The organism is Nocardia sp. NPDC004582 (assembly GCF_053602115.1).
Map to the genome: position 1 here is coordinate 20030 of NZ_JBSGCY010000043.1, position 24918 is coordinate 44947.

The following is a 24918-nucleotide window of genomic DNA, read 5'->3' on the forward strand; positions in this document are numbered from 1 at the left end:
ACTGCGGATATATATCGTCCCGATGAACGGGACCGCTCCGAATTGTGACCCCCGCAACAGCCACGATCGACGGGTGGCCCAGTAACGGGCCGGACCCGGAAGGACGGAGGCGTCCGATGCGCATCGGCATGCTCATGCCATATCTCGACGGACTGGTGACCTCGGGTGGATTCCTGCGGGAGTTCGCCGCGGCGGCCGAGGAATGCGGGCTGGAGTCGATCTGGACCGTGGAACACGTGGTGGTGGCCCAGGATTACGAGCCGCTGTACCCGTACTCGCCCGACGGGCGGATGCCGGGCGGCGGCGGTATCGGGGTGCCGATGACCGATCCGCTCGAGACCCTCGCCTTCGTGGCCGCGGCGTCGAGCACGGTGAAGCTGGGCACCGCCATGGTGGTGGCCCCGCTGCACAGCCCGGTGGTGCTGGCCAAGCGGGCGGCCACCCTGGACCGGATCTCGGACGGGCGGCTGCTGCTGGGACTCGGAATCGGCTGGCAGAAGGAGGAATACGCGGCGATCGGGGTGCCGTTCGAGGAGCGCGGCACCCGCCTCGACGACTGCATCGGCGCCATGCGGGAACTGTGGACACAGGCTCCCGCGACCTTCCACGGCAAGCACGTGTCGTTCGACGACCAGTTCTGTCAGCCGCAGCCCGAGCGCTCGATTCCGATCGTGCTGGGCGGCAACAGCGCCCCGGCCGTGCGCCGGGCGGCGCGGGTCGGCGACGGCTGGTTCCCGTACACGATCTCCGCGGAGGATTTCGCGCGCGGCGCGGACCGGATTCGCGAATTGTCCGCGGCGGCCGGACGTTCCGAGGACGCCGTCGAAATGACCATCTGGCCCGGGTCGTTCGACTTCGTGCGCGAGTTCGAGCCCGGCTACGTGCGCCCCTACGTCACCGCCGGTGCGAGCCGCATCGTGCTGACCCCGCCCATGTTCGGCCCGGAATCGCTGCTCAACGGCGTGGAAAACCTCGCGGCGTACGTGGATCGGTACCGCAACGACGTGGAGGCGAAGCTGTGAACCCCGCGACCCCCGTCCGCGTGTTCGACCGCGTGGTCCTGCCCGCCGACCGCGCCGAGGACTGGCTCACCCGCTGGCGCGGCGACTACCTGCCCGGCGCCACCGCGCGCGGCCTGCGCGCCCCGCAGGTGCTGCGTGAGCACACCGGCGCGGATTCGGTGGCCGTGCAGATCATCTGGGAGCTGCCGGGCATCTACGACTTCTACGGTATGCGCGCGGCCGCGGCCGCCGATCCGGGCGTCGCGGCGTTCTGGTCCGACACCGACGCGGTCGCCCTGACCAGGGAGCGTCACGTCATGGCGGTACAGGAGGCGCAGGCATGACCCGCTGGGTGATTCTCACCGCCCCGCCCGCCGAGGACGCCGACGGGCGTCTGTCCGCCTACGCTTCCGCGGCGGCCGCGAATCCCGGTGTCGCGCACTGCTCGGCCGGAGTCGATCTGCCGGGCAGTACCGGCGGACTGGGCGCGCTGTGGGACCTGACCACCGAGTCGACGCCCAGCGCGGTCCTGCCGGGCCTGATCGCGGACGCCGACCTGGTGCCGCTGGCCCCGGTGCACACCCGCGTGGTCCGCCTCGACGGGCCCCGCCGCGTCAAGCGCACCCTGCTGCTCACCGTCCGGGACGGCACGTCCCCGGAGACGGTGTCGCGCTTCGAATCGGACCTGATGGCCATGCCCGCTCACATTCCGGCCATCCGGTCCTGGTCGCTGAGCCGGGTGCCCGGCCACGCCCGCTGGACCCACGTCTGGGAGCAGGAGTTCGCCGATCCGGACGGACTCAATGGCGACTACCTGCTGCACCCGTACCACTGGACGCATGTCGACCGCTGGTTCGACGCCGAGATCCCGGGCTCCATCGTGGATCCGGCGATCGCCCACCTGTACCGCTGGGCCGACGGCCCGGTGCTGGGGAACTGATCAGGCCGGGTCGCGCAGGCGCTGTTTGAGCACCTTGCCGCCGGCATTGCGCGGGAGGTCGTCGACGAAGACGACCTCCCGCGGCACCTTGTAGCCCGCCAGCCGCGCGCGCGACCATTCGATGATGGGGGCCGGATCGGTGGCCGCCCCGGCGACGGGGACCACGACGGCGCGGCCCACCTCGCCGAGGCGCTGGTCGGGGATGCCGATCACGGCGACGTCCCGGATATCGGGATGCTGCAGCAGGACTCGTTCGATCTCGGCCGGGTAGGCGTTGAAGCCGCCGACGATGAACATGTCCTTGAGCCGGTCGGTGATGCGCAGGTAGCCGTCGGTGTCGAGGGTGCCGATATCGCCGGTGTGCAGGAAGCCGTCCGGGTCGATGGCGGCGGCGGTGGCCGCCGGATCGTCCAGGTAGCCGTACATGACATTGGGGCCGCGGACGGTGATCTCGCCCGGCTCGCCGGTGTCGAGGGGTTTGCCTTCCCGGTCGACGATGCGGATCTCACTGCCGGGCAGGGGTTTTCCGACGGTGTCGGCGGCCAGTTCGGCGGGGGAGTCGGGTGGGCAGATGGACACCACGCCGATCGACTCGGTGAGGCCGTAGGCGGTGAAGACGGCGGGAATGCGCAGGTCCTCGCGAATGCGGCGGACCAGTTCGGCGGGGATGGTGGCGCCGCCGGTGCCCGCCAGGCGGAGCGAGCCGAGCAGGTAGTCGTCGGGGTCGGCGGCGAGCAGGTCGGTGAAAAGGGTTGGCGGCCCGGCCAGGACGGTGATGCGTTCGCTCTCGATCAGGTGCAGTGCGGTGGCGGCGTCGAAGCGTTCCATCGGGACCATGGTGGCGGTGCGTAGCAGGCAGGCCAGGATGCCCGCCTTGTAGCCGAAGGTGTGCGAGAACGGGTTCGCCAGCAAATATCGGTCCCGCGGGCGCAGGGTGACGACCTCGGACCAGCGGGCGAAGACCTCGAGGGTCTGGCGGTGGGTGGCCAGCACGCCGCGCGGGGCGCCGGTGGTGCCGGAGGTGAACAGGATGTCGGAGACGGACTCCGGGTCGACGGCGGCGGTGCGTTCGATCGCGGACTGCGGCTCGATCACCGCGCCGGGGGCCAGGAACCCCGCCCACGAGCTGATGTCCCAGTCCGCCGCGCTCTCGCCGCGGGCGTCGTCGAGCAGGATGAGATGTTCCAGATCCGGTAGCCCGACACCGGATTCGGCGAGCATGGCCGGATAGTCCGCGCCCAGGAACTCCTGCACGGTGCACACGGCCTTGGCGTGGCTGCGGGCCAGCACCTCGGCGGTCTCCGGGCCGCGCAGCCGGGTGCTGATCGGCACCAGGGTCGCGCCCGCGCCGAGCAGGCCGAGGGCGGTCACGATCCAGCGGACACTGTTGGGGGCCCAGAGCCCGACCCGGTCGCCGGCCTCCAGACCCGAGGCGATCGCGGCCCGCGTCACCGCGGCGGCCTCGTCGGCCAGCTCGGCGAACGTGAGCCGTCCGGCCGGTCCGGCAATGGCCACCGCCTCCGGGTACCGTCGCGCCCGATCGGCCACCAGCGCCGGGATGGTCGTCACGGGTCCGACCGCGGAGATGCCGCCCGAGTGCCGCCGATCCATCCGCCCATCCTGCACCACCGCCCACACCCGATCGCCCGTTTTCGCCGTGCCATCCCGGTGACCGGGCGTGCCATGGTGCGACGGGTTTTCAGGCGCGGCGGGCGGGTGCGGGGGCGCGCCCATTCCGGTCATCGGGATGGGACTTGGGGGTGCGGGGCGTCACACGGCACCCTCGTTGTAGTGGAACCGTCGGGGGGACGGATATTGCCCGGCAGGCCGCTCGAGCAGCGGCGGAGCGCTGGAGTGCGAATGAATCCAGAATCTCGAAGGAGTGACATGACGGCCGGAACGGAGCTTGCGCAGCGCCAGGACCTCGCGGCGGGCGCGACCACCGTTGTCGAACTCGACGGCGCGTGCGGCTTGTCGCGGGACAAGATCGGCGGCAAGGCGTGGAGCATCGATCACATGCGGGCGCTCGGGCTGCCGGTGCCGCCCGCGTTCGTGATCACCACCGACGGCTGGGCCGACTACACCACCCGCGGCGCCATCGCCGAGGAGATCTGGGCGCAGGTGCTCGAGGGCATCGCCATGATCGAGCGCGGCACCGGCCGCCGCTTCGGGTCGGCGGACCGCCCGCTGCTGGTGTCGGTGCGTTCGGGCGCGGCGATCTCCATGCCCGGCATGATGGACACCGTCCTCAACCTGGGCATGACCGACGCGGTGCAGCAGGCGCTGGCCGCTGAGACCCGCAACCCCGGCTACGCCGAGGACACCCGCTCCCGCTTCGTGCACCAGTACCGCGAGACCGTGCTCGGCGACGCGAACGGCGCCGTCCCGGCCGACCCGTGGGATCAGCTGCGCGGCGCCATCGAGGCCGTGTTCCGGTCCTGGGATTCCCCGCGCGCCAAGACCTATCGCGCCCATCGCGGCCTGGCCGACACCATGGGCACCGCGGTCACCGTGCAGGCCATGGTGTTCGGCAACCTCGACGAATCGTCCGGCACCGGCGTGCTTTTCAGCCGCAACCCGAACACCGGCGACACCCCCGTCTACGGCGAGTGGCTGGTCGGCGGACAGGGCGAGGACGTGGTGTCCGGCCGCCTGACCCCGCGCCCGCTCGACGATCTGGCGCGCACCCAGCCCGCGGTGCACGAACGGCTCATCGCCGCCGCGAAGCTGCTCGAGCACGACGGCCGCGACCTGCAGGACATCGAGTTCACCGTCGAGTCCGGCACCTTGTGGCTGCTGCAGTCGCGTCCGGCCAAGCGCTCGGCGCGCGCCGCGGTGCGCACCGCCGTCGCCATGGTCGAGGAGGGCCTGATCAGCGCCGACGAGGCCCTGGATCGGGTGACCCCCGATCAGGTGCGCGAGGTGCTGCGCCCCGCCTCCGGTGACACCGGCGGCCAGGAGCCGCTCGCCCGCGGCGAATCCGCCTGCCCCGGACTGGCTTCCGGTGTGGTCGTGACCGATCCCGACGAGGCCGAGACCCGTGCCGAGGCGGGCGAGGACGTCATCCTGGTGCGTCCCACCACCAGCCCCGACGATCTGCACGGCATGATCGCCGCGCGCGCCATCGTCACCGAATTGGGCGGCACCACCTCGCATGCCGCGCTGGTGAGCCGGGAACTCGGCCGCCCCTGCGTGGTCGGCTGTGGTCCGGGCGTGGTGGCCGCGCTGACCGGCAAGACCGTGACCGTGGACGGCGGCGCGGGCCTGGTGCTGCCGGGCGAGGTCATCGCCAAGCCGGTCGAGCAGGCCGTGCTCGACGACGTCCGCCAGCTCGCCCAGTGGGCGGGCGTGGACGGCGAGCAGCTGGCCGAGCGCCTGGAAACCCGTTCCGCCGCAATCGAGAACGACGAGCAGGAGGAAGTGACCGCCGTGGACGCTCCCGTCACCGAACTGGCCGTGCTGCGGCTGGTCGGCATCAAGGGCCGGGTGAACGCCGACAACCTGGCGCTGAGCCTGTTCGCCGACACCGCCGAGATCGCCTCCTGCTGTGAGGGTTTGGTGAACGCCGGCTACTGCGCCACCACCCCGGCCGGATTCCGCATCACCCCCGAGGGCCGCCCGCGCCTGGAGCAGCTGCTCGCCGAGGAGCGCGGCACCGTCGACGCGGCCGCCATGACCGCCGCCTACGACGAGTTCTGCGTCTTCAACGCCGACCTCAAGGTCATCATCACCGACTGGCAGATGAAGGACCCGGCCACGGTCAACGACCACGCCGACGCCGACTACGACGCCTCGGTGCTGGCCCGCCTCAACGCCACCCACCAGACCCTGCGCCCGCTGATCGCCCACCTGGGCGGCCTGGCCCCGCGCCTGTCCCGCTACCTGGATCGCCTGGACCGCGCCGTCGAACGCATCGGCGAGGGTGACCACACCTATGTGGCGCGTCCGATCATGGACAGCTACCACACGGTCTGGTTCGAGCTGCACGAAGACCTGATCGGCTTGTGCGGCCTGACCCGCGCCGAAGAGGCGGCGGCCGGCCGTGCCCACTGATCCCGTGAGCACCGACGCCGTGACCGAGCGCTGGGTCGACTTCGACCAGATCGACAATGTCCGCGACCTGGGCGGCCTGCCGGTCACCGGCGGCGGCACCACCCGCTTCGGCGTGGTGCTGCGCTCGTCCACCCTGCAGCAGGCCACCTGCGACGACCTGTCGCATCTGGTCGGCAAGCTGGGCCTGCGCACGGTCATCGACCTGCGCCTGCCCGACGAGGTGGAACGCGAGGGCTACGGCCTGATCGGCGACGCCGAGGTCCACATCGCGAATCTCCCGATCCGCAAGTCGCCCCAGTCCTCGTTGGCGGCACGGGATCTGGTCCCCGACAAGACCCGCGTCGACCTGACCGACCTCTACGGTCAGCTGCTGCGCGGCAGCGGTGAGCACATCGTCGCCGCGGTCCGCCTGATCATCGACCCGGACAAGCAGTCCCTGCTGTTCCACTGCGCCGCGGGCAAGGACCGCACCGGCGTGCTGGCGGCCATCCTGCTCGACGCGGTCGGCGTCCCCGCCGCGGCCATCGCCCACGACTACGCCCTCACCAACGAGCGCATCCAGCGGGTCCGCGACCGCCTCGACGCCCTCCCGTCGTATGAGGGCCTGCCGCAGACGAATACCGGCATCCTGGCCGTCTCCCCGGAGGTCATGCACGGCTTCCTGACCAACCTGCACGCCGACCACGGCGGCGCCGCGGCTTGGCTGCTGACCAACGGCCTGTCGGAATCCGAGCTCCAGCGTCTGCGCGACACCCTGGTCGCCTGAGCTGTCGTAGTACCGCCGATATCCGCGCCGGGCGTGTCACACGCCCGGCGCCGGAGTCGTTCAGAGGGAATCGCGCTGCCGGAGCCGGCCGCCCGGCTCGAGTTCCACCACCGTGTCGATCCCGATCCGGCGCAGGAACGCGAAATCGTGGCTGATCACCAGAATCGCGCCGCGATAATCGGTCAAGGCGTCGATGAGTTGCTCGACGCTGCCGATATCGAGATTGTTCGTCGGCTCATCCAGGATCAACAGTTGCGCCGGCGGCTCGGCGAACAACAGGCGCGCCAGCGACACCCGGAAGCGTTCACCGCCCGACAGCGTGGCCGCGGGCCGTTCCACGCTGGTGCCGCGAAGTAGCAAGCGGGCCAGGTGATTACGGACGGTGACGGTCGGGGTGCCGACGGCCACCGCGCGCACATTGTCCAGTGCGCTGGCGTTCTCGTCCAGATTGTCCAATCGTTGCGGCAGATAGCCCACCCGGTCGGTCAGCAAGACGCCGCGTTCGGGATGTGTGCCGCTGAGCATGTTCTCGATCAGCGTCGACTTGCCCGCGCCATTGGGGCCGACCAGGGCGACGCGCTCCGGCCCCTGGATGATGACGGTGCGGTCGCCGTCGCTCAGTTCCGCGATGCGGCGGCTGCGCGGCACATCCGGGTCGGGCAGCTCGAGGCGAATGTGCTCGTCGTCGCGGACCCGGGCGGCTGCGGCGTCCAAAGTATCCTGGGCCGCACGGATTTTCGCGTCGAGGGTGGTGCGCAGGGCCCCCGCGGAGCCTTGCGCCTTGCTGGCCCGGTTGCCGGCGAGGATGCGCGGGATGCCGCCGTCGCGCTGGGTGGCGCGGGCGGTGCGCTCGCGCCGGGCGAGTTTGGTCTCGGCCTCGATCCGCTGCCGTTTCTCGACCTTCAACGCCTGCTCGGCGCTGCGGGCGGCCTGCCGGGCGGCGGCCTGCTCCTGCTCGACGTACTGTTTCCACGCGCTGTAGGGCCCACCGAACACCTCCAGCGACGCGCCGCGCAGTTCGGCGGTGGCGTCCATATGCTCGAGCAGTTCGAGGTCGTGGCTCACCACGACGAGAGTGCCTGGCCACGAATCCACGAATTCGGTGAGGGTGGAACGGGTTTCGCGATCCAGATTGTTGGTCGGCTCGTCGAGCAGCGTGATGGGTGTACGCCGGACCCGCAGGCCGGTGATCGCGACGAGCACGGCTTCGCCGCCGGAGATCTCACCGACCTTGCGATCGAGATCGGCTGCGCCGAAACCGATGTCGTGAAGGGCTTCCTCGGCGCGCGACTCGATATCCCAGTCGTCGCCGATCTTTTCGAAGTGCGCTTCGTCGGCATCGCCGGATTCGATCGCTCGCAGGGCCGCGAGTTCGCCTGCGATACCGAGTAATTCGGCGATGGTGGCCTCGCGACCGAGGGTGAGCGTCTGCGGGAGGTATCCCACTGCCCCGGAGGTCTCGATGCGTCCGGAGGTCGGTGTCAGGATCCCGGCGATCAGCCGCAACAGCGTCGATTTGCCGGCGCCGTTACGCCCGACCAGACCGGTGCGCCCGGCGGTCAGGCTGCCGGTCAGCCCGGACAGTGCGACAACGCCGTCGGGCCATTCGAAGGACAGATCCCGCAGGGTGATGGCTGAGGGCATGGATGTGGACATGGGTCGTCGACTCTTTCCTGCTCGTGTGTGAGCGGGCCGCGTGAATTCCAAGGGGTGCGGAAGCAGACGAAGGCGTATCGGGCGCTTCGGAAAAGGTGTGAGGAAATGCGCCGCCTTCGACTGGGCGGCTAGATTCTGTCGACTTCCTCGATGAGCACTCAGCCACCTTACCAGCGGCCCTGACGGAGGAGCCGGGCATTTCCCGGGGCCTCGCGGGTCCTACGTCGTCATCGAGAACCGATGCTGACGCTGGTCACCGCACCGGCCGGGGTGGCGAGCCACGGGAGCAGCCGCTCGGCTTCGGCCTGAACGGCGGACTCGTCGCCCGGCGTGAGCGGATGCCACGGGGTGACCCGCAGCGTCGAACCGTCCACGTCCCAGCGGCCGTGCACGAAGCCGTCGACGAGATACATGGGGACGCCGCCGGACGCGATCCTGGCGATCCGTGCCCGATCCTCGTCGCGAATGATGCGGCGGCGATCGCGGTGGCCGAGGCAGGAATTGTCGAACGCCGGGAGGAATCGGACCGGGGCGGGCAGGTCCGGCTCCGCAATGGGCGCGTCCGGGAGATCGAACAACTCCCGGCCGGCGTCATCCCGCAGCACACGGAGTTCCGATCGCATCGTGTCCAGCACCTCGGCCAGCCGCGTGACGCCCGCGAACTCCTGAATATCGGCCGGTGTCGCGGGACCGTACGCGGCCAGATACCGGCGGATCAGTGTCTCGGGCCGCGGGCCGTCGGCCAGCGGCGCGCCGATCACCTCCTCGGCCAAGGCGACCGACACCGGGCGCCCACGCCAAGCACCCCACGCTCCCGCGTCGGGGGTGTGCACCAGCGGGTGGATGATGCCGAGCGCGTGAACCAGGAAACGGGATTCACGGCCGGGGAACCGTGCGGTCAGCAGCTTGCCGAGCTCGCGCCGCGAAATCCCCGTGCCCGTCAGGAATTCCGCTCCAGCCGAGGCCAATTCGCCGATGTCGAGCCCCGCGACGGCGTCCCGGAAGTACGCCGACCGAAAGGTGGGCTCGATGGCAGGCCGAACCGTCGGAAACAACCAGCGGTAGTCCTCGGCATCTGTCAAATGCACGGTGCGTCGAATCGTAGTGGCCCGCAGCACACTTCGATCCTCCAGCACCGCCGCCAGGTCCTCGCGCCGAAACCCCTCCAATCGCGACCACAGTCCCACATACGGCCAGTTCGGCTCTTGCGCCTGCACCGCGACCAGATGCCGGATCAAATCGGCGGCGGAGACGCTGACCCGCTCGTTCAACCTCTGGCGCAGCAGCAGCGTCCGGTTCAGGGTGCTCAGCGAAAGTGTCTGCATAAGTCGATTGTCTGGCTGATATAGGACTGTTTTCGTCCTAGATCTGCGGCCCTGGATAAGACCAAAGAACAAGACCAAAGACGAGAAGCCAAGGGATAAAAGACGCCTGGAGAAGAAGGAAAGCCTGGTTGAGCTTGGGTGGCCCGTTCGCCTACCAGCCCCCACCGGTAAGGGCAGGAGAAGAGAGGGAGGGTGGCCGAGCTTGCGAGGTTCCTCACCTTCCAGCCCCCTCATGGCTCGGTCGCTCATCGTCCCGGCGCGCGGGAAGATCAGCGTCGTGGCAGGCGGCGCAAGGCAGGCGCGGCGGGGCATGCACTGTGGAGCTGGCGGGGCGGGCAAGCGCGGTGGGGTTATCTGTGGAGGTTCTTTGGGCTTTGTCTCGAGAAGGTGATGCGTGCGGTCCGTGGGCTGGGATCGCAGGCTGACGGCTCCCAGCCTGGCGTCAGCCCAAGTCCGGCAGGGCAGGCGAGGTGACCACACTTTCCGTTGTTTTGCGCACGCCAGCAGCGCACGAGCAGCTGGGTGTCATGCTGCCCGTGAGCGCCACGTTCGGCAGCTGGAATCGATGGCAGCGGCGATGGCCTGCCCGACGTGATGGCGATCGTTCACTTGTGGGGTGCCTGTGGGGTCAAGACTCTTCGGAGCAATCCACCCAGTGCGGCCCGCATAGGGCGAGTCTTTACCCATCACAACGGTTTTCCAGCCGTCGGGGCCGTCGTTGATCAACGCGTGGCAGTGGTCGCACGCGAGTGTGAGGTTGTTGATGTCGGTCGGTCCGCCTTTGGCCCAGTCGGTGACGTGGTGGGCGGCGCACATGTTCGCGGGTTGTTCACACCCCGGTCGGGTGCAGCCTTTGTCTCTGGCCAACAGGGCCAGGCGTTGGGCGCGGTTGGCGGTTCGGCGGGAACGCCGCAGGTAGAGCGGCATTCCGTCGCCGTCGAGGACCGCGATGACCGGTTTGGTGCCCTCGGCCATCTTCAACGCTTCGTTGATCGAGATCTGGGTGCCGGAGGCGGTGGTGGCGACGCCGGTGCCGTTCTCGAGGTCGGTCAGGCTCATGGTGAGCACCACCTCGACGGGCAGGCCACGGTGCATGCCGAGGGTCCGCATGTTCACACCCGGCTGCACCAGGGCCAGCAGCGCGTCGTGGGTGCGCTGCCCGGCATCGCGACGGTCACGACGCGCGGCGGCGTCGAGAACACTGTCGGCGATGAACCCGCCGGTGGCGGTGGGGCTTTCGGGGTCTTCGACGTTGCACATGCCGGTCCGGGCGAGCTTGGCGAACACCGCGTCCAGGCACGCCCGCAGCTCGGGAGTGATCCAGCCCTCGATGCGGCTCATGCCGTCCACGCCCGGGCGACACACCGTGATCCCGCGACGGCGACGACGATCGGCGTCCGACACCACTTTGCCGTCGGGATCCAGGCGGGCGACGATGTCGCGCCCGATCTTCAGCAGGTCATCGGGCCACCCGTTGCGCGAGTAGTCGACCAGGATCCGCTCGGCCTCCGCGCGCGCCTCGGTAGGCACGTCCACGGGCAGATGGTTCATCACGTCCATGATGTGGCGCACGTGGTCACGCGAGATCTCGCCTGCGGCAAACGCTTCGGCCATCACCGGCAAAACCGCGGGACGCAGGTGACCGGTGGGTTCGAAGAATTCTCCGCAGTGGTGGGTCACCTTCACTCGCAGCGCCGCGTCGTAGCGCGAGAGGCCGAGGGTGTGGCGCAGGAACGGCACCATCTTCCCGGCCCCGCTACGTGAATGCAGCGACCGCTCCCCGGCCTCGCTGATCAAACGGGTATCGAGCGCGGCCAGCTGACGCTTGCACGCTTCGAGCTTCTGCATCAACGCCACGACATCGCCGTCGGAGAACTCGGCCAGCTTCCCGGTCTGTACGGATTCGGACAAGGTCGAGACCGCGGCCGTCAGTTCAGCGATGCCGCAGTCGTCGAGTGTCACTCCGTTCGAATCCATGTGCTAATTCTACCGCCATCCAAGCATCGCGACAGGCGAATTCCAGTGTGATGCAATGTATTTCAGAATTCTGAAATTGAAATATGAACGACCAGTTTGTGATCATCTTCGATGCGCCCGCGAATGCGCACCCCACCACGATCGAGTTTCATGATTCGATGTTTCTCCCGGAGTGGCCGAGCCTTCGCTCCGGTGATCGTGTGCGTCTCGTCCTGGACCGAGGAGAGATATGAGCGAGGTGCGGGCGGGAGAGTTCCGGCACATCTATGACCCGAGCGAGCCCGGTCGGCGCTGGTATATCAATGACCACACGCTGATCCGGGACGCCGGCGGGCGGTGGCATCTGTTCGGGATCACGCATCCGGAACCGGCGGACCCCTTCGACGAGACCGAGTTCGCGCACGCCACTGCGGACGATCCGCGCGGTCCGTGGACCAAGCATCCGCCTGCGCTGACCGTGGATCGAGAGCGCGGGGAGCGGCATCTCTGGGCGCCGTTCGTGGTCCGGCACGGCGATCGGTACTGGATGTTCTACGACGGTGGTGGAACCGACCGCACGGCAACCGGTATGGGGCTGGCGACCTCGACGGATCTGTTCACCTGGACCCGGCACCCGGCGAGCCCGGTATTCCGCGACGGCTACGACGCGCGCGACCCCATGGTGCTGCGGGTCGACGGCCGGTGGGTCATGTACTACTGCGCCACCAGTACCCCGGCGGGCGGCAATCACGTCGTCGCCTATCGCACCAGCGCCGACCTGGTGCACTGGAGTGACCGGCGCATCGCCTTCACCGACCCCACGACCGGCACCGGCGCGGGCAACACCGAATCGCCGTTCGTCCTGCGCCACGCCGATCACTGGTATCTGCTGATCGGACCGCGCCCGGACTACACCGGCACCGAGATCTTCCGCGGTGACAACCCATTTCATTTCGACCCGTCCGCCCGCGTGGGCTGGATCCCGGCGCACGCGGCGGAGGTGATCGTGCACGACGACGCCCACTGGGTCACTCACGCGGGCTGGGGGCAGGGTGGAGTCGCGCTGGCCCCCTTGCGCTTCCCGGCCGGGCGGCGCGACCCGCACTGACGCGAAAATCCGATTTCGGGCGTGGCGTGCGGTCTGAACTGGGATTCTGGACGGAGAGTCGAGAGTCCCACCCAGTGCTGACGATCAGAACGTTGCGGGGAGGCAGGCACCATGGCCCGAATCGGCGTGATCAGTCTTTCCGACGGCCGCGACTATGTGCACGGCGGCATCGTCGGATTCATCAAGACCGCGGAGGATCGGCTGGTGGCCGAGCTGACCGCGGCCGGGCACACCGTGATTCGAGGCCGGGAACCGGTCGCGGGCAATGACCGGGCCGTGGAGGTGGCCCGGCGGGTGGAGGCCGCGGGGGTGGATCTGACCGTGCTGCATTACGCGGTGTGGGCGTTCCCGCACTTCACCATGCTGGCGGCGGGCGCGCTGCGGGGACCGCTGCTGCTGTTGTCGAATATCGATCCGGTGCAGCCGGGCATGGTGGGGATGCTGGCGGCGGGCGGTGCCCTCGATCAGATCGGGCGCGAGCACGCCCGGCTGTGGGGCGACCCGGCCGATCCGGAGCTGATCGCGGCGATCGGGGACCGGGCGCGGGCCGCGGCGGCGGTGGCGAGCCTGCGGGGCAGCACCTTCGGACGGTTCGGCGGGCGGCCCATGGGAATGAACACGGCGGTCGCCAATACCGATCAGTGGCAGCGGGTGTTCGGGATCGACGTGGAGGAGATCGACCAGTGGGAGATCGTGCGCCGCGCCGACCAGGCCGACGCCGGTGAGGCGCGGGCGGCGCGAGAATGGCTGGAGCGCAATGCCGCCGGGGTGCACTACGACGGGGTCAAGCTGACGCCCGACCTGCTGGAACGCCAGCTGCGCTCCTATCTGGCGGTGCGGGATCTGATCGCGGAATGGCGGCTGGACTTCTCCGGCATCAAGGGCCAGCCGGAACTCACCCAGAACTTCGCCACCATGGACATCACCGAGGCGTTCCTCAACGACCCCTACGACTGGAACGGCCCCAAACAGCCGCACGTCTGCGCCACCGAGGCCGATATGGACGGCGCGCTCACCATGCAGCTGCTCAAGCAGATCTCCGGCACCCCGGTGCTTTTCGCCGACGTCCGCCACTACCACGCCGACCGCGACATCTGGGACCTGTGCAATTCCGGCCAGCACGCCACCTGGTACGCGGCCCGCAGCGACGACCCGTCCGAGAACCTGGCTCGGGTGCACCTGTACCCGGAGGTGTTCTTCTTCCCGGCGGGCGGCGCGTCGGTGCACCACCTGGCCGCGCCCGGCGAGATGACCTTCGCCCGCCTCACCCGCCGCGACGGCGATTACCGCATGCAGCTCATGCTCGGCGCGTTCGAAACCTATGACGAGGCCACCAACGAAGCGCTGATGAAGCAGTCCACCTGGGAATGGCCGCACGCCTTCGCGCGCCTGGACGCCGACGCCGGGGACTTCCTGTCCCGCTTCGGCGCCAACCACATTCACGCCGTCCCCGGTGATCAGCGCGCCACCGTGCGCGCGGCCTGTGAGCTGCTGGGCCTCACCCTCGACGAATTCACCCGGGCGGGCTGACATGCTCCTCGGCATCGATATCGGCACCTCCGGATCCAAGGGCGTCCTGACCGGCCGCGACGGCGTGGTCGCCCGGCGCGTCGAACGACCGCACGGGGTGTCGACGCCCCGGCCCGGCTGGGTGGAGCACGACGCGGAGGCGGTCTGGTGGGCCGACTTCGTGGCCATCGCCCGCGACCTGGTGGCGGCGGTGGACGGTGAACCCATCGACGCGCTCGCGGTGAGCGGCATCGGCCCGTGCCTGCTGCCCGCCGACGCGGACGGCCGCCCGCTGCGGCCCGCCATCCTGTACGGGGTCGACACCCGTGCGAGCGTCGAAATCGAGGAACTGGACGCGGAACTGGGGCCACTGACCGTGCTGGAGAGGTGCGGGTCGCCGCTCACCAGTCAGGCCGTCGGACCAAAACTGCGCTGGCTCATCCGGCACGAGCCGCGGGTCTGGTCCGCCACCCGAATGTTGTTGATGGCCAGTTCGTTTCTCGTGCACCGCTTGACCGGCCGCTACGTCCTCGATCATCAGTCGGCCAGCCAGTGCGTGCCCATGTACGACCTGTCGGCCCGCGAGTGGGCCACCGACTGGGCCGAATCCGTCGCGCCCGGGCTGCGCCTGCCCGAATTGGCCTGGCCCACCGAGACAGTCGGCCGCGTCACCCCCGAGGCGGCCGCCGTCACCGGCCTGCCCGCCGGTCTCCCGGTCACGACCGGCACCATCGACGCCTGGGCCGAGGCGGCCGGGATCGGTGTCCGCGCCCCCGGCGACTGCATGATCATGTACGGCACCACCATGTTCCTCACCCAGGTACTCGCCGACCCGCGCCCTCAGCCGGGCCTGTGGACCACCTGCGGAACCTGGCCCGGCACCTACACGTCCGCCGCCGGCATGGCCACTTCCGGCGCGATCACCGACTGGCTGCGGGCCCTCACCGGCAGTGCGTTCGCCGAACTCCTCGACGAGGCCGCCCATGTCCCGCCGGGCTCCCGCGGCCTGCTGGTGCTGCCCTACTTCGCGGGCGAACGCACCCCGCTGTTCGACCCGAACGCCCGCGGCCTGATCGCGGGCCTCACCCTCACCCACCAGCGGGCCGACCTCTACCGCGCCGTCCTGGAGGGCATCGGCTACGGCGTCCGCCACAACCTGGAGGCCATGGCCGCGGCGGGCGCCCCCGCCTCCCGCCTGGTCGCGGTCGGCGGCGGCACCAAGGGCGGCCTGTGGACCCGCATCGTCTCCGACATCACCGGTCTGCCCCAACAGCTTCCGGCCGACACCGTCGGCGCGGCCCTCGGCGACGCCCTGCTCGCCGCCGAGGCCGTGGGCCTGGACACCTCGGCCTGGAACCCGATCATCGCCACGATCGAACCGGATCCCGACACCACCGCCCACTACGGTCCGTACTACCGCCACTACCGATCCCTGTACGAGACAACGAAATCCACCGCCCACTTCCTCGCCCGGGAGCAACACCGCGCCGCACCCTGACCCACGGCGCGGGTCCGCGCTTCTGAACGGCTACGCCGCCGCGGCGAATCCGGCGCGCAGATCGGCGAGGATGTCGTCGATCCCCTCGATTCCGACGGCCAGGCGGATCAGGCCCGGCGTGACGCCCGCCGCGAGCTGCTGCTCCGGCGTCAGCTGCGAGTGGGTGGTCGAGGCCGGGTGGATGACCAGCGAGCGTACGTCGCCGATATTGGCGACATGGCTGTGCAAGGTCAGGGCGTCCACGAACCGCTTGCCCGCGTCCACCCCGCCGGCCAGCTCGAACCCGATGATCGCGCCGACACCCTTGGGAGCCAGCTGCTTTCCGCGCTCGTACCACGGCGAGGAGGGCAGGCCCGCGTAGGAGACGGCCGTCACCTCGGGCCGCCCGGTCAGGAACTCGGCCACCGCGGTCGCATTGGCTACGTGCCGCTCGAGGCGCAGGCTCAGCGTCTCCAGGCCCTGGCTGATGAGGAAGGCGTTGAACGGCGAGATCGCCGAACCCAGATCGCGCAGCAGCTGCACCCGCGCCTTGAGCGCGTACGCCGGTGCGCCGAGATCGGCGTACACCACACCGTGGTAGCTCGGGTCGGGTTCGGTGAAGCCGTCGAAACGTCCACTGCGCCAGTCGAAAGTGCCGCCGTCGACGATCACGCCCGCGACGGCCGCGCCGTGCCCGCCCAGGTACTTGGTCGCCGAATGCACGACGATGTCCGCGCCGTGCGCGAACGGCTGGATGAGGTACGGGGTGGCGACGGTGTTGTCGACGATGAGCGGAATCCCCGACCCGTGCGCGACCTCCGCGATCCCGGGGATGTCGAGCAGGTGGTTCTGCGGGTTGGACACCGTCTCCCCGAAGAACGCCTTGGTGTTCGGCCGGATCGCCGCCCGCCACTGGTCGAGGTCGTCCGGATCCTCGACGAAGCTCACCTCGATGCCCAGCTTCGGCAGCGTGTACCGGAACAGGTTGTAGGTGCCGCCGTACAGCCGCGGGCTCGACACGATGTGATCCCCGGCGCCCGCCAGGTTCAGGATCGCGAAGGTCTCCGCCGCCTGCCCGGAGGCCAGCAGCAAGGCGGCCACGCCGCCCTCGAGCGCCGCGATCCGCTGTTCCACGGCGTCCTGGGTGGGGTTCATGATGCGGGTGTAGATATTGCCCGGTTCGGCGAGCCCGAACAGCGCGGCGGCGTGGTCGGTGTCCCGGAACGCGTACGACGTGGTCTGGTAGATCGGCAGCGCGCGGGCTCCGGTCGTGGCGTCGGGCGCCTGACCCGCGTGAATCTGCTTGGTCTCGAAACTCCAGGTGGCGGTGGGGTCTTCGGGCAGGGCGGTGTCGGTCATCGGGGGCCTCCGGTGGTGGGTTCGCGGTTACTGGGTGACGAGTGTGGTCTCGACCGGCGTGCGGCCGGTGGTGAGGTCCAGGACCGGGCAGTGCTCGTCGACCGCCCGCTGCAGTTCGGCATAGCGCGCGGCGGATTCGGGACCGCTGACCCGGACGGTGACGCGGACCGCCTGGAAGCCGGGCCGGACCGTGTCGTCCAATCCGAAGAAGCCGCGCACGTCGAGATCGCCCTCGGCTTCGATGGCCAGGTCGTCGATGGTGACGCCGAGGCGCTGCGCCCAGAACCGGTAGGTCACCACCTGGCAGGCGATCAGCGAGGCCAGATACACCTCCACCGGGTTGGGCGCGGAGCCGTCGCCGCCCAGCGCGGGCGGCTCGTCCACCCGAACCGTGTAGCGGCCCAGCGCGATTGCGCTGCCGACCGTGCCCTCCGGGGTGCCCGCGGCGCGGAAGACCACGGTGGCCTGGGCGGGGTCCGCGGCCACCGCGCGGCCGGTCGCCTCGACGATATCGTTCAACGGGGTGCTCAGCTCGGTCGTCATACCGGGTGAAGCTACGACTCGGCGACCGGTGCTGACGATGGTTGAACTCGCCGTGAGCGCAATAGCCACCGTGCATCCCGGCCCTCGGCTACCGGTTCGACATGTGATGGTTACCAACTGGACGGTCGTTCGGCAGACACGGTGACACCGGGGTGGTATGAATTCGCGGTGGCATGGACTTTGCGGCTCAGCGAGGACGAAGAAGCTGCGCTGGGCGCGCAGGCGGCGATGGAAGGGCGATCCAAACAGGAGATCGCCCGCGACGCCATCCGGAACTACATCACCCGGCACCAGACCTGGGACGACTACCTGTCGGACGGGCCGGTCGTCTACGGATAGTAGGTGTCTCTGATCTCGGCGTAGCGCTGGCGGATCGCGGCGCCGACTCCCGCTGCCAGGGTGTGGAATTCGGTGCCCGGCGGGGTGGGCCAGCGGGGTGGGCGGGGGCCGCCGCGCAGGGCCCAGGCGGCCTGACGGGCCGCGCCCAGGGCGACGTACTCGCTCGGGTTGGGGACCGTGACGGTGCGGCCGAAGATGGTCGCGGCCGCGTGGGCGATCAGGCGGGAGCGGGATGCGCCGCCGATCAACAGGATTCGATGCGGGACCGTCGGCAGGCGGTCCAGCGCCTCGGCGATATTGCACAGCATGCCCTCGATGGCGGCACGGGCCAGGTGGTGCGGCCGCATAGTGTGCGGGCGCAGGCCGTGCAGGCTGCCGGTGGCGTGTGGCAGGTTCGGGGTGCGCTCGCCCGCGATATAGGGGAGCAGGGTGAGACCGTCGGCGCCGGCGGGGGATTGCGCGGCCAGCACTTCCAGACCGGACACATCGGTGCCGAGCAGGACCGCCGTGGCGTCCAGGACCCGGGCGGCGTTGAGCGTGCAGACCAGCGGCAGGAACGCGCCGGTGGCGTCGGCGAATCCGTTGACCGCCCCGGAGGGATCGGCGCTGGGGTGCGCGGCCCGGGTGAACACGGTCCCGCTGGTGCCCATCGACACCACCACGTCCCCGTCCGCGATGCCCAGTCCCAGGGCCGCGGCCGCGTTGTCGCCGGTGCCCGCGGCCACCAGCCGCCCGCCCGGCGTGTGCCCGGCGATCTCGGCGGGCGCGAGCACCCGGGGCAAGGCCGGATTGCGCCCGCGGAAGGCCATGGCCAGCAGGTCGGTCCGATAGGTTCCGGCGGCCGGGGACCAGTACCCGGTGCCGGAGGCGTCGCCGCGGTCGGTGGTGGGCTCGGTGGCCGGATCGCCGCCGCGCAGCTGCCAGGTCAGATAGTCGTGGGGGAGCAGGACCCGGACCGTCCGGTCGGCCAGTTCGGGTTCGTGGTCGGCGAACCAGCGCAGCTTGGCCACGGTGTGCGCGGCCAGCGGCACGCTGCCCACCGCGTCCGCCCACGCCTGCGGCCCGCCCAGCTCGCCCACCAGCTGACTGGCCGCCTCCGCCGAGCGAGTGTCGTTCCACAGCAGCGCGTCCCGCACCGGATGCCCGGCGGCGTCGAGCACCACCAGCCCGTGCTGCTGCCCGGCCACCGCGATGGCCTCCACATCGCGCATCATGCGGTCACACGCCGCGCGCAGCGCCTCCCACCACATGGCCGGCGGCACCTCGGTACCGTCGTGGTGCGGAATCTGGCGCTGCCGCAATACCGTTCCGGTATCGGCGTCGCACACCACGATCTTGCAGGACTGAGTGGAGGAATCCACTCCGGCAACGACCGCCATTGGCCACCACCCTCTATCGTGCCGCCCGTCCGGGATGCAGCTGGATCTTGCGTCCGGTGCCCGCGCGGAAGGTCCGCAGGGCATCGCCGAATTCCTCGAGGGCGAAATCGTGGGTGATCACGGTGTCCGCGTCGATCACGCCCTCGCCGAGCAGGTCCACCGCCCGGCCGAAACTGTGCAGTACCGCCATGGATCCGACGATGGTGATCTCGTCGTTGTAGATCCGGAACGGCGAGACGCTGGCCCGCGCCGCCGCCGGGGCCACCCCGAACTGCAGATAGGTGCCGCCACGCCGCACCCGCGCGAGCCCGTCCTCGATCGCGGCCACCGTTCCGCTGCAATCGATCACGATCTCCCAGCCCTCGGGCCGGTCCATGTCGTCGGCCGAGATGGTGGCGGCGTCCGCGCCCAGAGTACGGGCGATGGCCAGCCGGTCGGCATTGGTGTCCACCATCGACACCGAGGCCGCGCCCGCCGCGACCGCCAGCTGCTGCATGAGCAGCCCCATGGTGCCCGCGCCGTAGATCAGATAGTGCGAGCCGAGTCGCCGTGGCAGCCCGTCGAATCCGTGCACCGCGCACGAGAGCGGTTCCACCAGTGCGCCGTGCGCGGGCGAGAGGTGCCCGGGCAGCCGATAACAGTTGGCGGCGGGCACTTTCACGTACTCGGCCATCGCGCCGTCCACGGTGTCGCCGATGGCGCCCCAGTTCTCGCACAGATTTCCGCGCCCGATCGCGCAATAGTGGCAGCGGCCGCAGAACAGCGACGGATCCACCGCCACCCGATCGCCGATCCGCACCCCGGCCGCGTCCGCGCCGAGTGCCACCACTTCCCCGGCGAATTCGTGTCCGGGCACGATCGGATAGGGCGTGGGCGGGAATTCGCCCTCGACGATATGGATATCCGTCCCGCATATCCCGACCGCGTCGACCCGGATCACCACCTCACCGGTACCCGGTAGTGGATCGGGCACCGATTCGACCGAGAACTGTCCGGGCTTCTCGACGACCAAGGCGCGCATAGCAATACCATGCACCCGCGTGCCACGCGCCCGACGCGTTTTACGCAATAGCAATCGCATTCTTTCTGCTGTCCCACAATCGTTACGGGGAGTGCGGGGGATCAGGGGAGCGATTGATACCAGAAGGCGGTGGACGCCACGTGGGCTTGGTCCAGCGGTAGGTAGTGGCCGTCCTCGCGCCAACCCAGGGCTTGCACGGTGGCGCGCAGGCCGGACTCGAAACAGATGGGGTCGGGAATGTGCCAGCGGTACATGCCGAATCGCTGGTGCGGCTCGTAGATTCGATGCGGCGGCAACACCTGCGGCATGCCCAGATAGGGCGTGGAGTAGGGGCGATAAGCGCCGTCGAGGTCGAAATTCCAGGCGCCGCCGAAATAGTCCTCGGTCCCGGTGCCGCACAGGGTGGGGAATTCGGTGTCGTCGTCGAGATAGAACTTGAGCTCGCCCTCGCCCCACCACCCGGCGGCCCGCGGCTGCACGGCCAGATACGTTCCGGCATACCGGCCGGGTCCGCCCTCGATCTCGACGATCGGATGTTCCGCGGGCGTGCCCAGCGGATCGGAGCAGCGCCACCGGGTGTGCAGATACCCGGCGGCGCCCGGTAAGTCCTCTTCCAGATAGGTGATCTGGTAGTACACGGGCACCGCCCGGTCGGACCCGTTGTGCAGGGTGATCAGCGCGCGCGTGTGGAAGGGCATGGGCCAGTAGCTGTTCAGCCCGCCCGCGGGCGCGACCACCACCATGGCGGAGTCGATCAGCGCCAGCTGGTCCCAGCCGTTGCAGAAGAAGTCGCCCAGCGGCACCGCGACGGCCGGTTCGGCGGCGTCGTCCCAATACATCTGGAGCGTGAAGTCGCGCAGTACCGTGCGGTCGGTCGTGAGCCACAGGTGCCGGATCACCCCGGGCCCGGAAAGGTCGGCGAGCGTGGCGGTTTCGCCGGGCGGCAGGTCGATGGACGGCGAGACCTTCCAGCCCCGCCCCAGTCCGGCCGCCGCGTACGCGCCCGTTCCGGAGATGGCCCGTCCGCCCCCACCGGGCTCACCGGTCGGGTTCTCCGCGCTCACCGAGCGGGTGCGCCGCCCGTCCAGCTGCCAGATTTCGTGCACCATGCGAATTTTCGCACGAAGATCGACATTCGGAAGCAGACATGGGGCGGACATGCGAATGCCGACGCCGTCCCACACACGGCGCCGGCATTGCGGAGGATACTGCTAGGCCAGCTTGGACTTCAGGGTCGCGACGGTCGCGGCGTCGATGCCCAGGCCCTGCGACAGGAAGTTGTCGAAGGAGCCGAAGTTCGCCTGGACGGCGTCGAAGGCGGAGTCGAGGAAGGCGCTGTCGACGCCGAGCACCGGCTCGAACAGCGACGGGTCCTTGACCAGACCGGCGGCGACCAGGCCGTCGAGGGTGGCCTTGTTGGCCGCGGCCAGGTTCTCGTTGGAGTCCAGGTAGTCGTTGTAGACCTGGCCCTTGTTGGCGCCCAGGGCGGTCAGCAGGATGGCCGACATCCAGCCGGTGCGGTCCTTGCCGGCGGTGCAGTGGAACAGCACCGGGCCGTTGGCGTTGGCGATCTCCTTCAGCGCGGCCGAGAACTGACCCCGCGAGGCCGCGTCGGTGACCAGCCACTTGTAGTAGTCGATCATGTACTGGCGGCCCTTGCCGTCGCCGAGCACCTGCTGCTGGACCTCGGGGCCGCCCTGCACGGCCTTGGCGAAGAACAGGTAGAAGTCGTTGTTCGGGTCGTAGACCGGCAGCGACTTGGCCGGGATGGAGGCCGGCAGCTTGTCCGGGTTCTGCGAGCGCTCGATCGGGCTGCGGAAGTCGATGATCTCGGCGATGCCCGCCGACACCAGCTGCTGCTGCTCGGCGGCGCTGAGCTTGTTCAGGGCGTCGGAGCGGTAGACCGAGCCGACCTTCGTCTTCGCGCCGCCGCCGAGCGGGATGCCGCTCAGGTCACGGGCGTTCGGCGCGGTGGGCAGGTTCAGCGAGACGCCCTTGGGGGTCTGCAGCACCGGGACCGGCGCGGCGACCGCGGGGGTGACGGCGACCGGGGTGATGGCGATGAGCGCGGCGGCTACACCGGTCAGAGTGCCGCGTACGGCGCGCGAGATCGTCACTAGGGGTATTCCTTTCGATCACGGACCGGGTCGTGGGGTGTGTCCCGGGCCGGGCTTTGGTGCGCAACAGGGAGACTGGTTGGTTCTCTCCAGGGACCGACCGGCCTCGGACGCGAGCGCGGCGCGCCCGAGGCGGGTTCGGTTGCGGGCCGGGCCTATTCGGCGTCGGCCAGCAACGTGATGGTCCCGGCCGCGCCGTCCACCCGGACGCGCTGACCGTCCCGCAGGCCCGTGCTGGCGGTCTTGGCGTCCACCACGCAGGGGACGCCGAACTCGCGGGCCACGATGGCGGCGTGCGAGGCCGCGCCGCCGATATCGGTGACCACCGCGCCCGCGTAGGCGAACATGGCGGTGTGGCCGGTGTCGGTGACCGAGGCGACCAGGATGTCGCCCGGCTCGATGTCGTCGTCGAGGGTCAGCACGCGCTTGACGGTGCCCTCCACCACGCCCGGGCTCACGCCGAGACCGGTGATGGTGTCGCCCACCGCGATCGCGCCGGAGATCTCCTCGGGTTCCCACGGGCCGTTGACCACGTCGGGCATGCGCAGAGCCTGCAGGCGGGTGCGCTCGTCCCGGCGGCGCGCCACGCGCTCCTTCAGATCGGCCGGGGCCCACAGGATCTCGTCGAGGTTCAGGAAGACCGAATCCTCGATCTCGGTCAGCTTGCCCGCCTTCACCAGGCGCGCCGCCCGCTCCTGGGTGGCCAGACGCAGGCAGTTGGTGACCCGCACGACGGCGTCGCGGGCACGCTCGCGGTAGACGGTCGCGCCGACGGCCATCTTGGCGGTGCGGCTGGTCGGCTCCGGCACCGGCTCGCGGTGCGGCGCGGGCATTTCCGCGGCCCGGCCGGCGGCGGTGACCAGCAGCTCGGGGCGGTCGCCGAAGGTGGCGTTGATGAGCTCGCACTCACCGGGGCCGCGGTGGCCGATCCGGGCCAGCTCCTGATCCAGGGCCTGGGAGAACTCCTTCGACTTCTCCCGCGCCTTCGCCACGTCACCGGTCTTGGCCAGCGCCTGCAGCCCGGCGTCCTTGCGGCACAGGGCCGCCAGCCGCTCCACGGCCAGCATGGTCTTGGCCGACTCCAGGCGGTTCAGGTCGATCTTGACCTCGCCCTTGTGGGCGGCGGTGGCCGCGCCGGTCATCATGACGCCGATGGATGCGGCCTGCCACGCCTGGTTGAGGCGGTCGCGCCACAGCAGGGCGCGGGCGTGCAGCTGCTCGTCGGTGAGCTCGGAGATCTGGTCGCGGTTCAGCGCTTCCGCGTGCGAGGCGGCATTGATCAGCTCGGCGGTCTTGCTGTACTGCATGGCGGTCGAGGCGACCCGGCCCATGGCCTTGAAGGTGCCCGCGCGGGCGGCCATACCGGTCGGCATGGCGGGACGGCCCTTGGGATGCAGCTCGAGGTCGCCGATGGTGCCGTAGACGTCGCGGCGCACGCTCTCCTCGTCCCAGCCGGGCATGTTCTCGGCGGAGAAGACGCCGATGGAGGCGTTGATGTACATGTGGTGGCCGAGCACGCTGGTCACGCGGGACACCCAGTGCTCGAGCGCGATGCCCTCGATGGCGATCATGTGGCCCATCGCCTCGTTGCCCAGGCGGATGGCCCCGGCCTGCAGGTCGATGGTGAGCGGGGTGAGCGGGCCGGGCAGCGCCTCGGAGGTGTTGGTGGCGGTGTAGACCGGGATGCGGTCGTCGACCAGATCGTCGAACTCGCCCTGAAGTCCTTCGGGGGCAGCGGAAGTCAGCTGGTAGCCGTCGGAGGTCGGGGCGTTCTGCGGCACCACGTGGGTCGGCAGCGGGATCGCGCCGCGGCGGTTGCGGAGGCCGGAGCCGCCGCTCTTGCGGCCGTGCAGGCCGCGCGCGGTGTCGGCGATCACCTCGGTGGCGTTCCAGCCGTAGCGGAAGCCCCAGTCCTCGCGGGCCGCGGTCGCGTCGACCTTGGTCTGCGCGGCCGACGACTTCGGCAGCCACGCCGAGTATTTGACGCCCGCCTCGGACAGGGTGCGCTTGACCTCGGCGCTGGACACCTCGCCCGGCGCGGCCAGCTCGACCACGCCGCTGCGCTGCGACAGCGCCGCCAGCACCAGGAAGCGCTCCAGGTCGTCGTAGTGCAGCACCTGGATGCTGCCCTTGCCGCCGCCGGTCAGGGTCTCCAGGGTGCGCCAGCCGCCGTGATCGATGCGGCGGCCCGCCACCAGCGCGGTGCGCACGATGAGGGTGTCGGCGCCCGACCCGGCCAGGATCTTCTCGACGCTCGAATCTGCGCCCGCCGCAACGGGAACCACGAGGCGCGCACCGGATTCCTGGGCCGCCTTCGCGATCGCCGCGACGGCCGGGCCCGCCAGGTGCACGATCGCGTCGGCCCCGGC

General features: G+C 70.0%; 20 protein-coding genes. 9 read left to right on the forward strand and 11 right to left on the reverse strand.

Translation table 11 applies throughout. The annotated features are described in order from the left end of the window. The first annotated feature begins 116 nt into the window (after nt 1-116). Genes ACWELJ_RS14885 through ACWELJ_RS14895 form a run of 3 tightly spaced genes read left to right on the forward strand, consistent with a single transcriptional unit; the run spans nt 117 to nt 1941 of the window. Entirely contained in the window at nt 117-1022 is a 906-nt protein-coding gene (locus ACWELJ_RS14885) for an LLM class F420-dependent oxidoreductase (protein ID WP_452366704.1), read from the forward strand. After that, on the forward strand, nt 1019-1345 hold the full coding sequence (locus tag ACWELJ_RS14890; RefSeq protein ID WP_452366705.1) for a hypothetical protein: 327 nt from the start codon (nt 1019-1021) through the stop codon (nt 1343-1345). The genes ACWELJ_RS14885 and ACWELJ_RS14890 overlap by 4 nt, the downstream gene beginning before the upstream one ends. Then, the gene (locus tag ACWELJ_RS14895; RefSeq protein ID WP_452366706.1) at nt 1342-1941 is read left to right on the forward strand and encodes a Dabb family protein; all 600 of its coding nucleotides are present in this window, start codon (nt 1342-1344) and stop codon (nt 1939-1941) included. Before ACWELJ_RS14890 ends, ACWELJ_RS14895 begins: the two co-directional genes overlap by 4 nt. Here ACWELJ_RS14895 and ACWELJ_RS14900 read toward each other — a convergent pair whose 3' ends face one another. Then, nucleotides 1942-3552: a FadD3 family acyl-CoA ligase gene (locus tag ACWELJ_RS14900; RefSeq protein WP_452366707.1), complete on the reverse strand. Its 1611-nt coding sequence runs from the start codon at nt 3550-3552 to the stop codon at nt 1942-1944. Nucleotides 3553-3828: 276 nt separating this feature from the next. On the opposite strand from ACWELJ_RS14900, the gene ACWELJ_RS14905 reads away from it, so the two are divergent. Together ACWELJ_RS14905 and ACWELJ_RS14910 are read left to right on the forward strand one after the other, a co-directional pair. Beyond that, nucleotides 3829-5994, forward strand: a complete 2166-nt coding sequence (locus tag ACWELJ_RS14905) for a pyruvate, phosphate dikinase (protein WP_452366708.1) — start codon at nt 3829-3831, stop codon at nt 5992-5994. A 4-nt stretch (nt 5995-5998) separates the two neighbouring features. Further along, nucleotides 5999-6760, forward strand: coding sequence for a tyrosine-protein phosphatase (locus ACWELJ_RS14910; RefSeq protein WP_452366709.1), 762 nt, complete (start codon nt 5999-6001; stop codon nt 6758-6760). 60 nt (nt 6761-6820) lie between these two features. On the opposite strand, the gene ACWELJ_RS14915 is transcribed toward ACWELJ_RS14910, so the two are convergent. The 3 genes from ACWELJ_RS14915 to ACWELJ_RS14925 all read right to left on the reverse strand — a co-directional run bounded on the left by ACWELJ_RS14915 (nt 6821) and on the right by ACWELJ_RS14925 (nt 11718). After that, nucleotides 6821-8416, reverse strand: coding sequence for an ABC-F family ATP-binding cassette domain-containing protein (locus ACWELJ_RS14915; RefSeq protein ID WP_452366710.1), 1596 nt, complete (start codon nt 8414-8416; stop codon nt 6821-6823). Between the two features lie 227 nt (nt 8417-8643). Then, the gene (locus ACWELJ_RS14920) at nt 8644-9819 is read right to left on the reverse strand and encodes a winged helix DNA-binding domain-containing protein (RefSeq protein ID WP_452366711.1); all 1176 of its coding nucleotides are present in this window, start codon (nt 9817-9819) and stop codon (nt 8644-8646) included. A gap of 447 nt (nt 9820-10266) precedes the next feature. Then, on the reverse strand, nt 10267-11718 hold the full coding sequence (locus ACWELJ_RS14925; RefSeq protein WP_452366712.1) for a DUF222 domain-containing protein: 1452 nt from the start codon (nt 11716-11718) through the stop codon (nt 10267-10269). A 229-nt stretch (nt 11719-11947) separates the two neighbouring features. Between ACWELJ_RS14925 and ACWELJ_RS14930 the strand changes: the two genes are divergently transcribed. The 3 genes from ACWELJ_RS14930 to ACWELJ_RS14940 all read left to right on the forward strand — a co-directional run bounded on the left by ACWELJ_RS14930 (nt 11948) and on the right by ACWELJ_RS14940 (nt 15812). Continuing rightward, nucleotides 11948-12805: a glycosyl hydrolase family 32 gene (locus tag ACWELJ_RS14930; RefSeq protein WP_452366713.1), complete on the forward strand. Its 858-nt coding sequence runs from the start codon at nt 11948-11950 to the stop codon at nt 12803-12805. 111 nt (nt 12806-12916) lie between these two features. Beyond that, complete coding sequence (locus ACWELJ_RS14935; protein ID WP_452366714.1) at nt 12917-14335, forward strand: L-fucose/L-arabinose isomerase family protein; 1419 nt, start codon at nt 12917-12919, stop codon at nt 14333-14335. A 1-nt stretch (nt 14336) separates the two neighbouring features. Then, a complete protein-coding gene (locus tag ACWELJ_RS14940) occupies nt 14337-15812 on the forward strand; it encodes an FGGY-family carbohydrate kinase (RefSeq protein WP_452366715.1) in 1476 nt (491 codons plus the stop codon). 30 nt (nt 15813-15842) lie between these two features. Here ACWELJ_RS14940 and ACWELJ_RS14945 read toward each other — a convergent pair whose 3' ends face one another. After that, entirely contained in the window at nt 15843-17150 is a 1308-nt protein-coding gene (locus ACWELJ_RS14945; RefSeq protein WP_452366716.1) for a bifunctional o-acetylhomoserine/o-acetylserine sulfhydrylase, read from the reverse strand. 27 nt (nt 17151-17177) lie between these two features. Next, nucleotides 17178-17693, reverse strand: coding sequence for an OsmC family protein (locus ACWELJ_RS14950; protein WP_452366717.1), 516 nt, complete (start codon nt 17691-17693; stop codon nt 17178-17180). A gap of 168 nt (nt 17694-17861) precedes the next feature. Here ACWELJ_RS14950 and ACWELJ_RS14955 point away from each other — a divergent pair, with 168 nt between their 5' ends. Next, entirely contained in the window at nt 17862-18032 is a 171-nt protein-coding gene (locus ACWELJ_RS14955) for a CopG family transcriptional regulator (protein ID WP_357090135.1), read from the forward strand. Here ACWELJ_RS14955 and xylB read toward each other — a convergent pair. The 5 genes from xylB to ACWELJ_RS14980 form a co-directional block, all read right to left on the reverse strand. Continuing rightward, nucleotides 18023-19411, reverse strand: a complete 1389-nt coding sequence (gene xylB / locus ACWELJ_RS14960; RefSeq protein ID WP_452366718.1) for a xylulokinase — start codon at nt 19409-19411, stop codon at nt 18023-18025. The two genes, ACWELJ_RS14955 and xylB, sit on opposite strands and share 10 nt — an antisense overlap. A gap of 13 nt (nt 19412-19424) precedes the next feature. Further along, complete coding sequence (locus ACWELJ_RS14965) at nt 19425-20432, reverse strand: zinc-dependent alcohol dehydrogenase family protein (RefSeq protein WP_452366719.1); 1008 nt, start codon at nt 20430-20432, stop codon at nt 19425-19427. Between the two features lie 101 nt (nt 20433-20533). After that, entirely contained in the window at nt 20534-21541 is a 1008-nt protein-coding gene (locus ACWELJ_RS14970) for a glycoside hydrolase family 172 protein (protein WP_452366720.1), read from the reverse strand. Between the two features lie 102 nt (nt 21542-21643). Next, nucleotides 21644-22549: a tyrosine-protein phosphatase gene (locus tag ACWELJ_RS14975; RefSeq protein WP_452366721.1), complete on the reverse strand. Its 906-nt coding sequence runs from the start codon at nt 22547-22549 to the stop codon at nt 21644-21646. A 155-nt stretch (nt 22550-22704) separates the two neighbouring features. Next, nucleotides 22705-24918: PEP-utilizing enzyme (locus ACWELJ_RS14980; protein ID WP_452366722.1), on the reverse strand; the 2214-nt coding region annotated here is incomplete at its 5' end.

Bases quoted from the DNA above. Each gene is read 5' to 3' on its own strand.
- ACWELJ_RS14885 (WP_452366704.1), top strand. From the start codon at position 117: ATGCGCATCGGCATGCTCATGCCATATCTCGACGGACTGGTGACCTCG.
- ACWELJ_RS14895 (WP_452366706.1), top strand. From the start codon at position 1,342: ATGACCCGCTGGGTGATTCTCACCGCCCCGCCCGCCGAGGACGCCGAC.
- ACWELJ_RS14900 (WP_452366707.1), bottom strand. From the start codon at position 3,552: ATGGATCGGCGGCACTCGGGCGGCATCTCCGCGGTCGGACCCGTGACG.
- ACWELJ_RS14905 (WP_452366708.1), top strand. From the start codon at position 3,829: ATGACGGCCGGAACGGAGCTTGCGCAGCGCCAGGACCTCGCGGCGGGC.
- ACWELJ_RS14915 (WP_452366710.1), bottom strand. From the start codon at position 8,416: ATGTCCACATCCATGCCCTCAGCCATCACCCTGCGGGATCTGTCCTTC.
- ACWELJ_RS14925 (WP_452366712.1), bottom strand. From the start codon at position 11,718: ATGGATTCGAACGGAGTGACACTCGACGACTGCGGCATCGCTGAACTG.
- ACWELJ_RS14930 (WP_452366713.1), top strand. From the start codon at position 11,948: ATGAGCGAGGTGCGGGCGGGAGAGTTCCGGCACATCTATGACCCGAGC.
- ACWELJ_RS14935 (WP_452366714.1), top strand. From the start codon at position 12,917: ATGGCCCGAATCGGCGTGATCAGTCTTTCCGACGGCCGCGACTATGTG.
- ACWELJ_RS14940 (WP_452366715.1), top strand. From the start codon at position 14,337: ATGCTCCTCGGCATCGATATCGGCACCTCCGGATCCAAGGGCGTCCTG.
- ACWELJ_RS14945 (WP_452366716.1), bottom strand. From the start codon at position 17,150: ATGACCGACACCGCCCTGCCCGAAGACCCCACCGCCACCTGGAGTTTC.
- ACWELJ_RS14950 (WP_452366717.1), bottom strand. From the start codon at position 17,693: ATGACGACCGAGCTGAGCACCCCGTTGAACGATATCGTCGAGGCGACC.
- xylB (WP_452366718.1), bottom strand. From the start codon at position 19,411: ATGGCGGTCGTTGCCGGAGTGGATTCCTCCACTCAGTCCTGCAAGATC.
- ACWELJ_RS14965 (WP_452366719.1), bottom strand. From the start codon at position 20,432: ATGCGCGCCTTGGTCGTCGAGAAGCCCGGACAGTTCTCGGTCGAATCG.
- ACWELJ_RS14970 (WP_452366720.1), bottom strand. From the start codon at position 21,541: ATGGTGCACGAAATCTGGCAGCTGGACGGGCGGCGCACCCGCTCGGTG.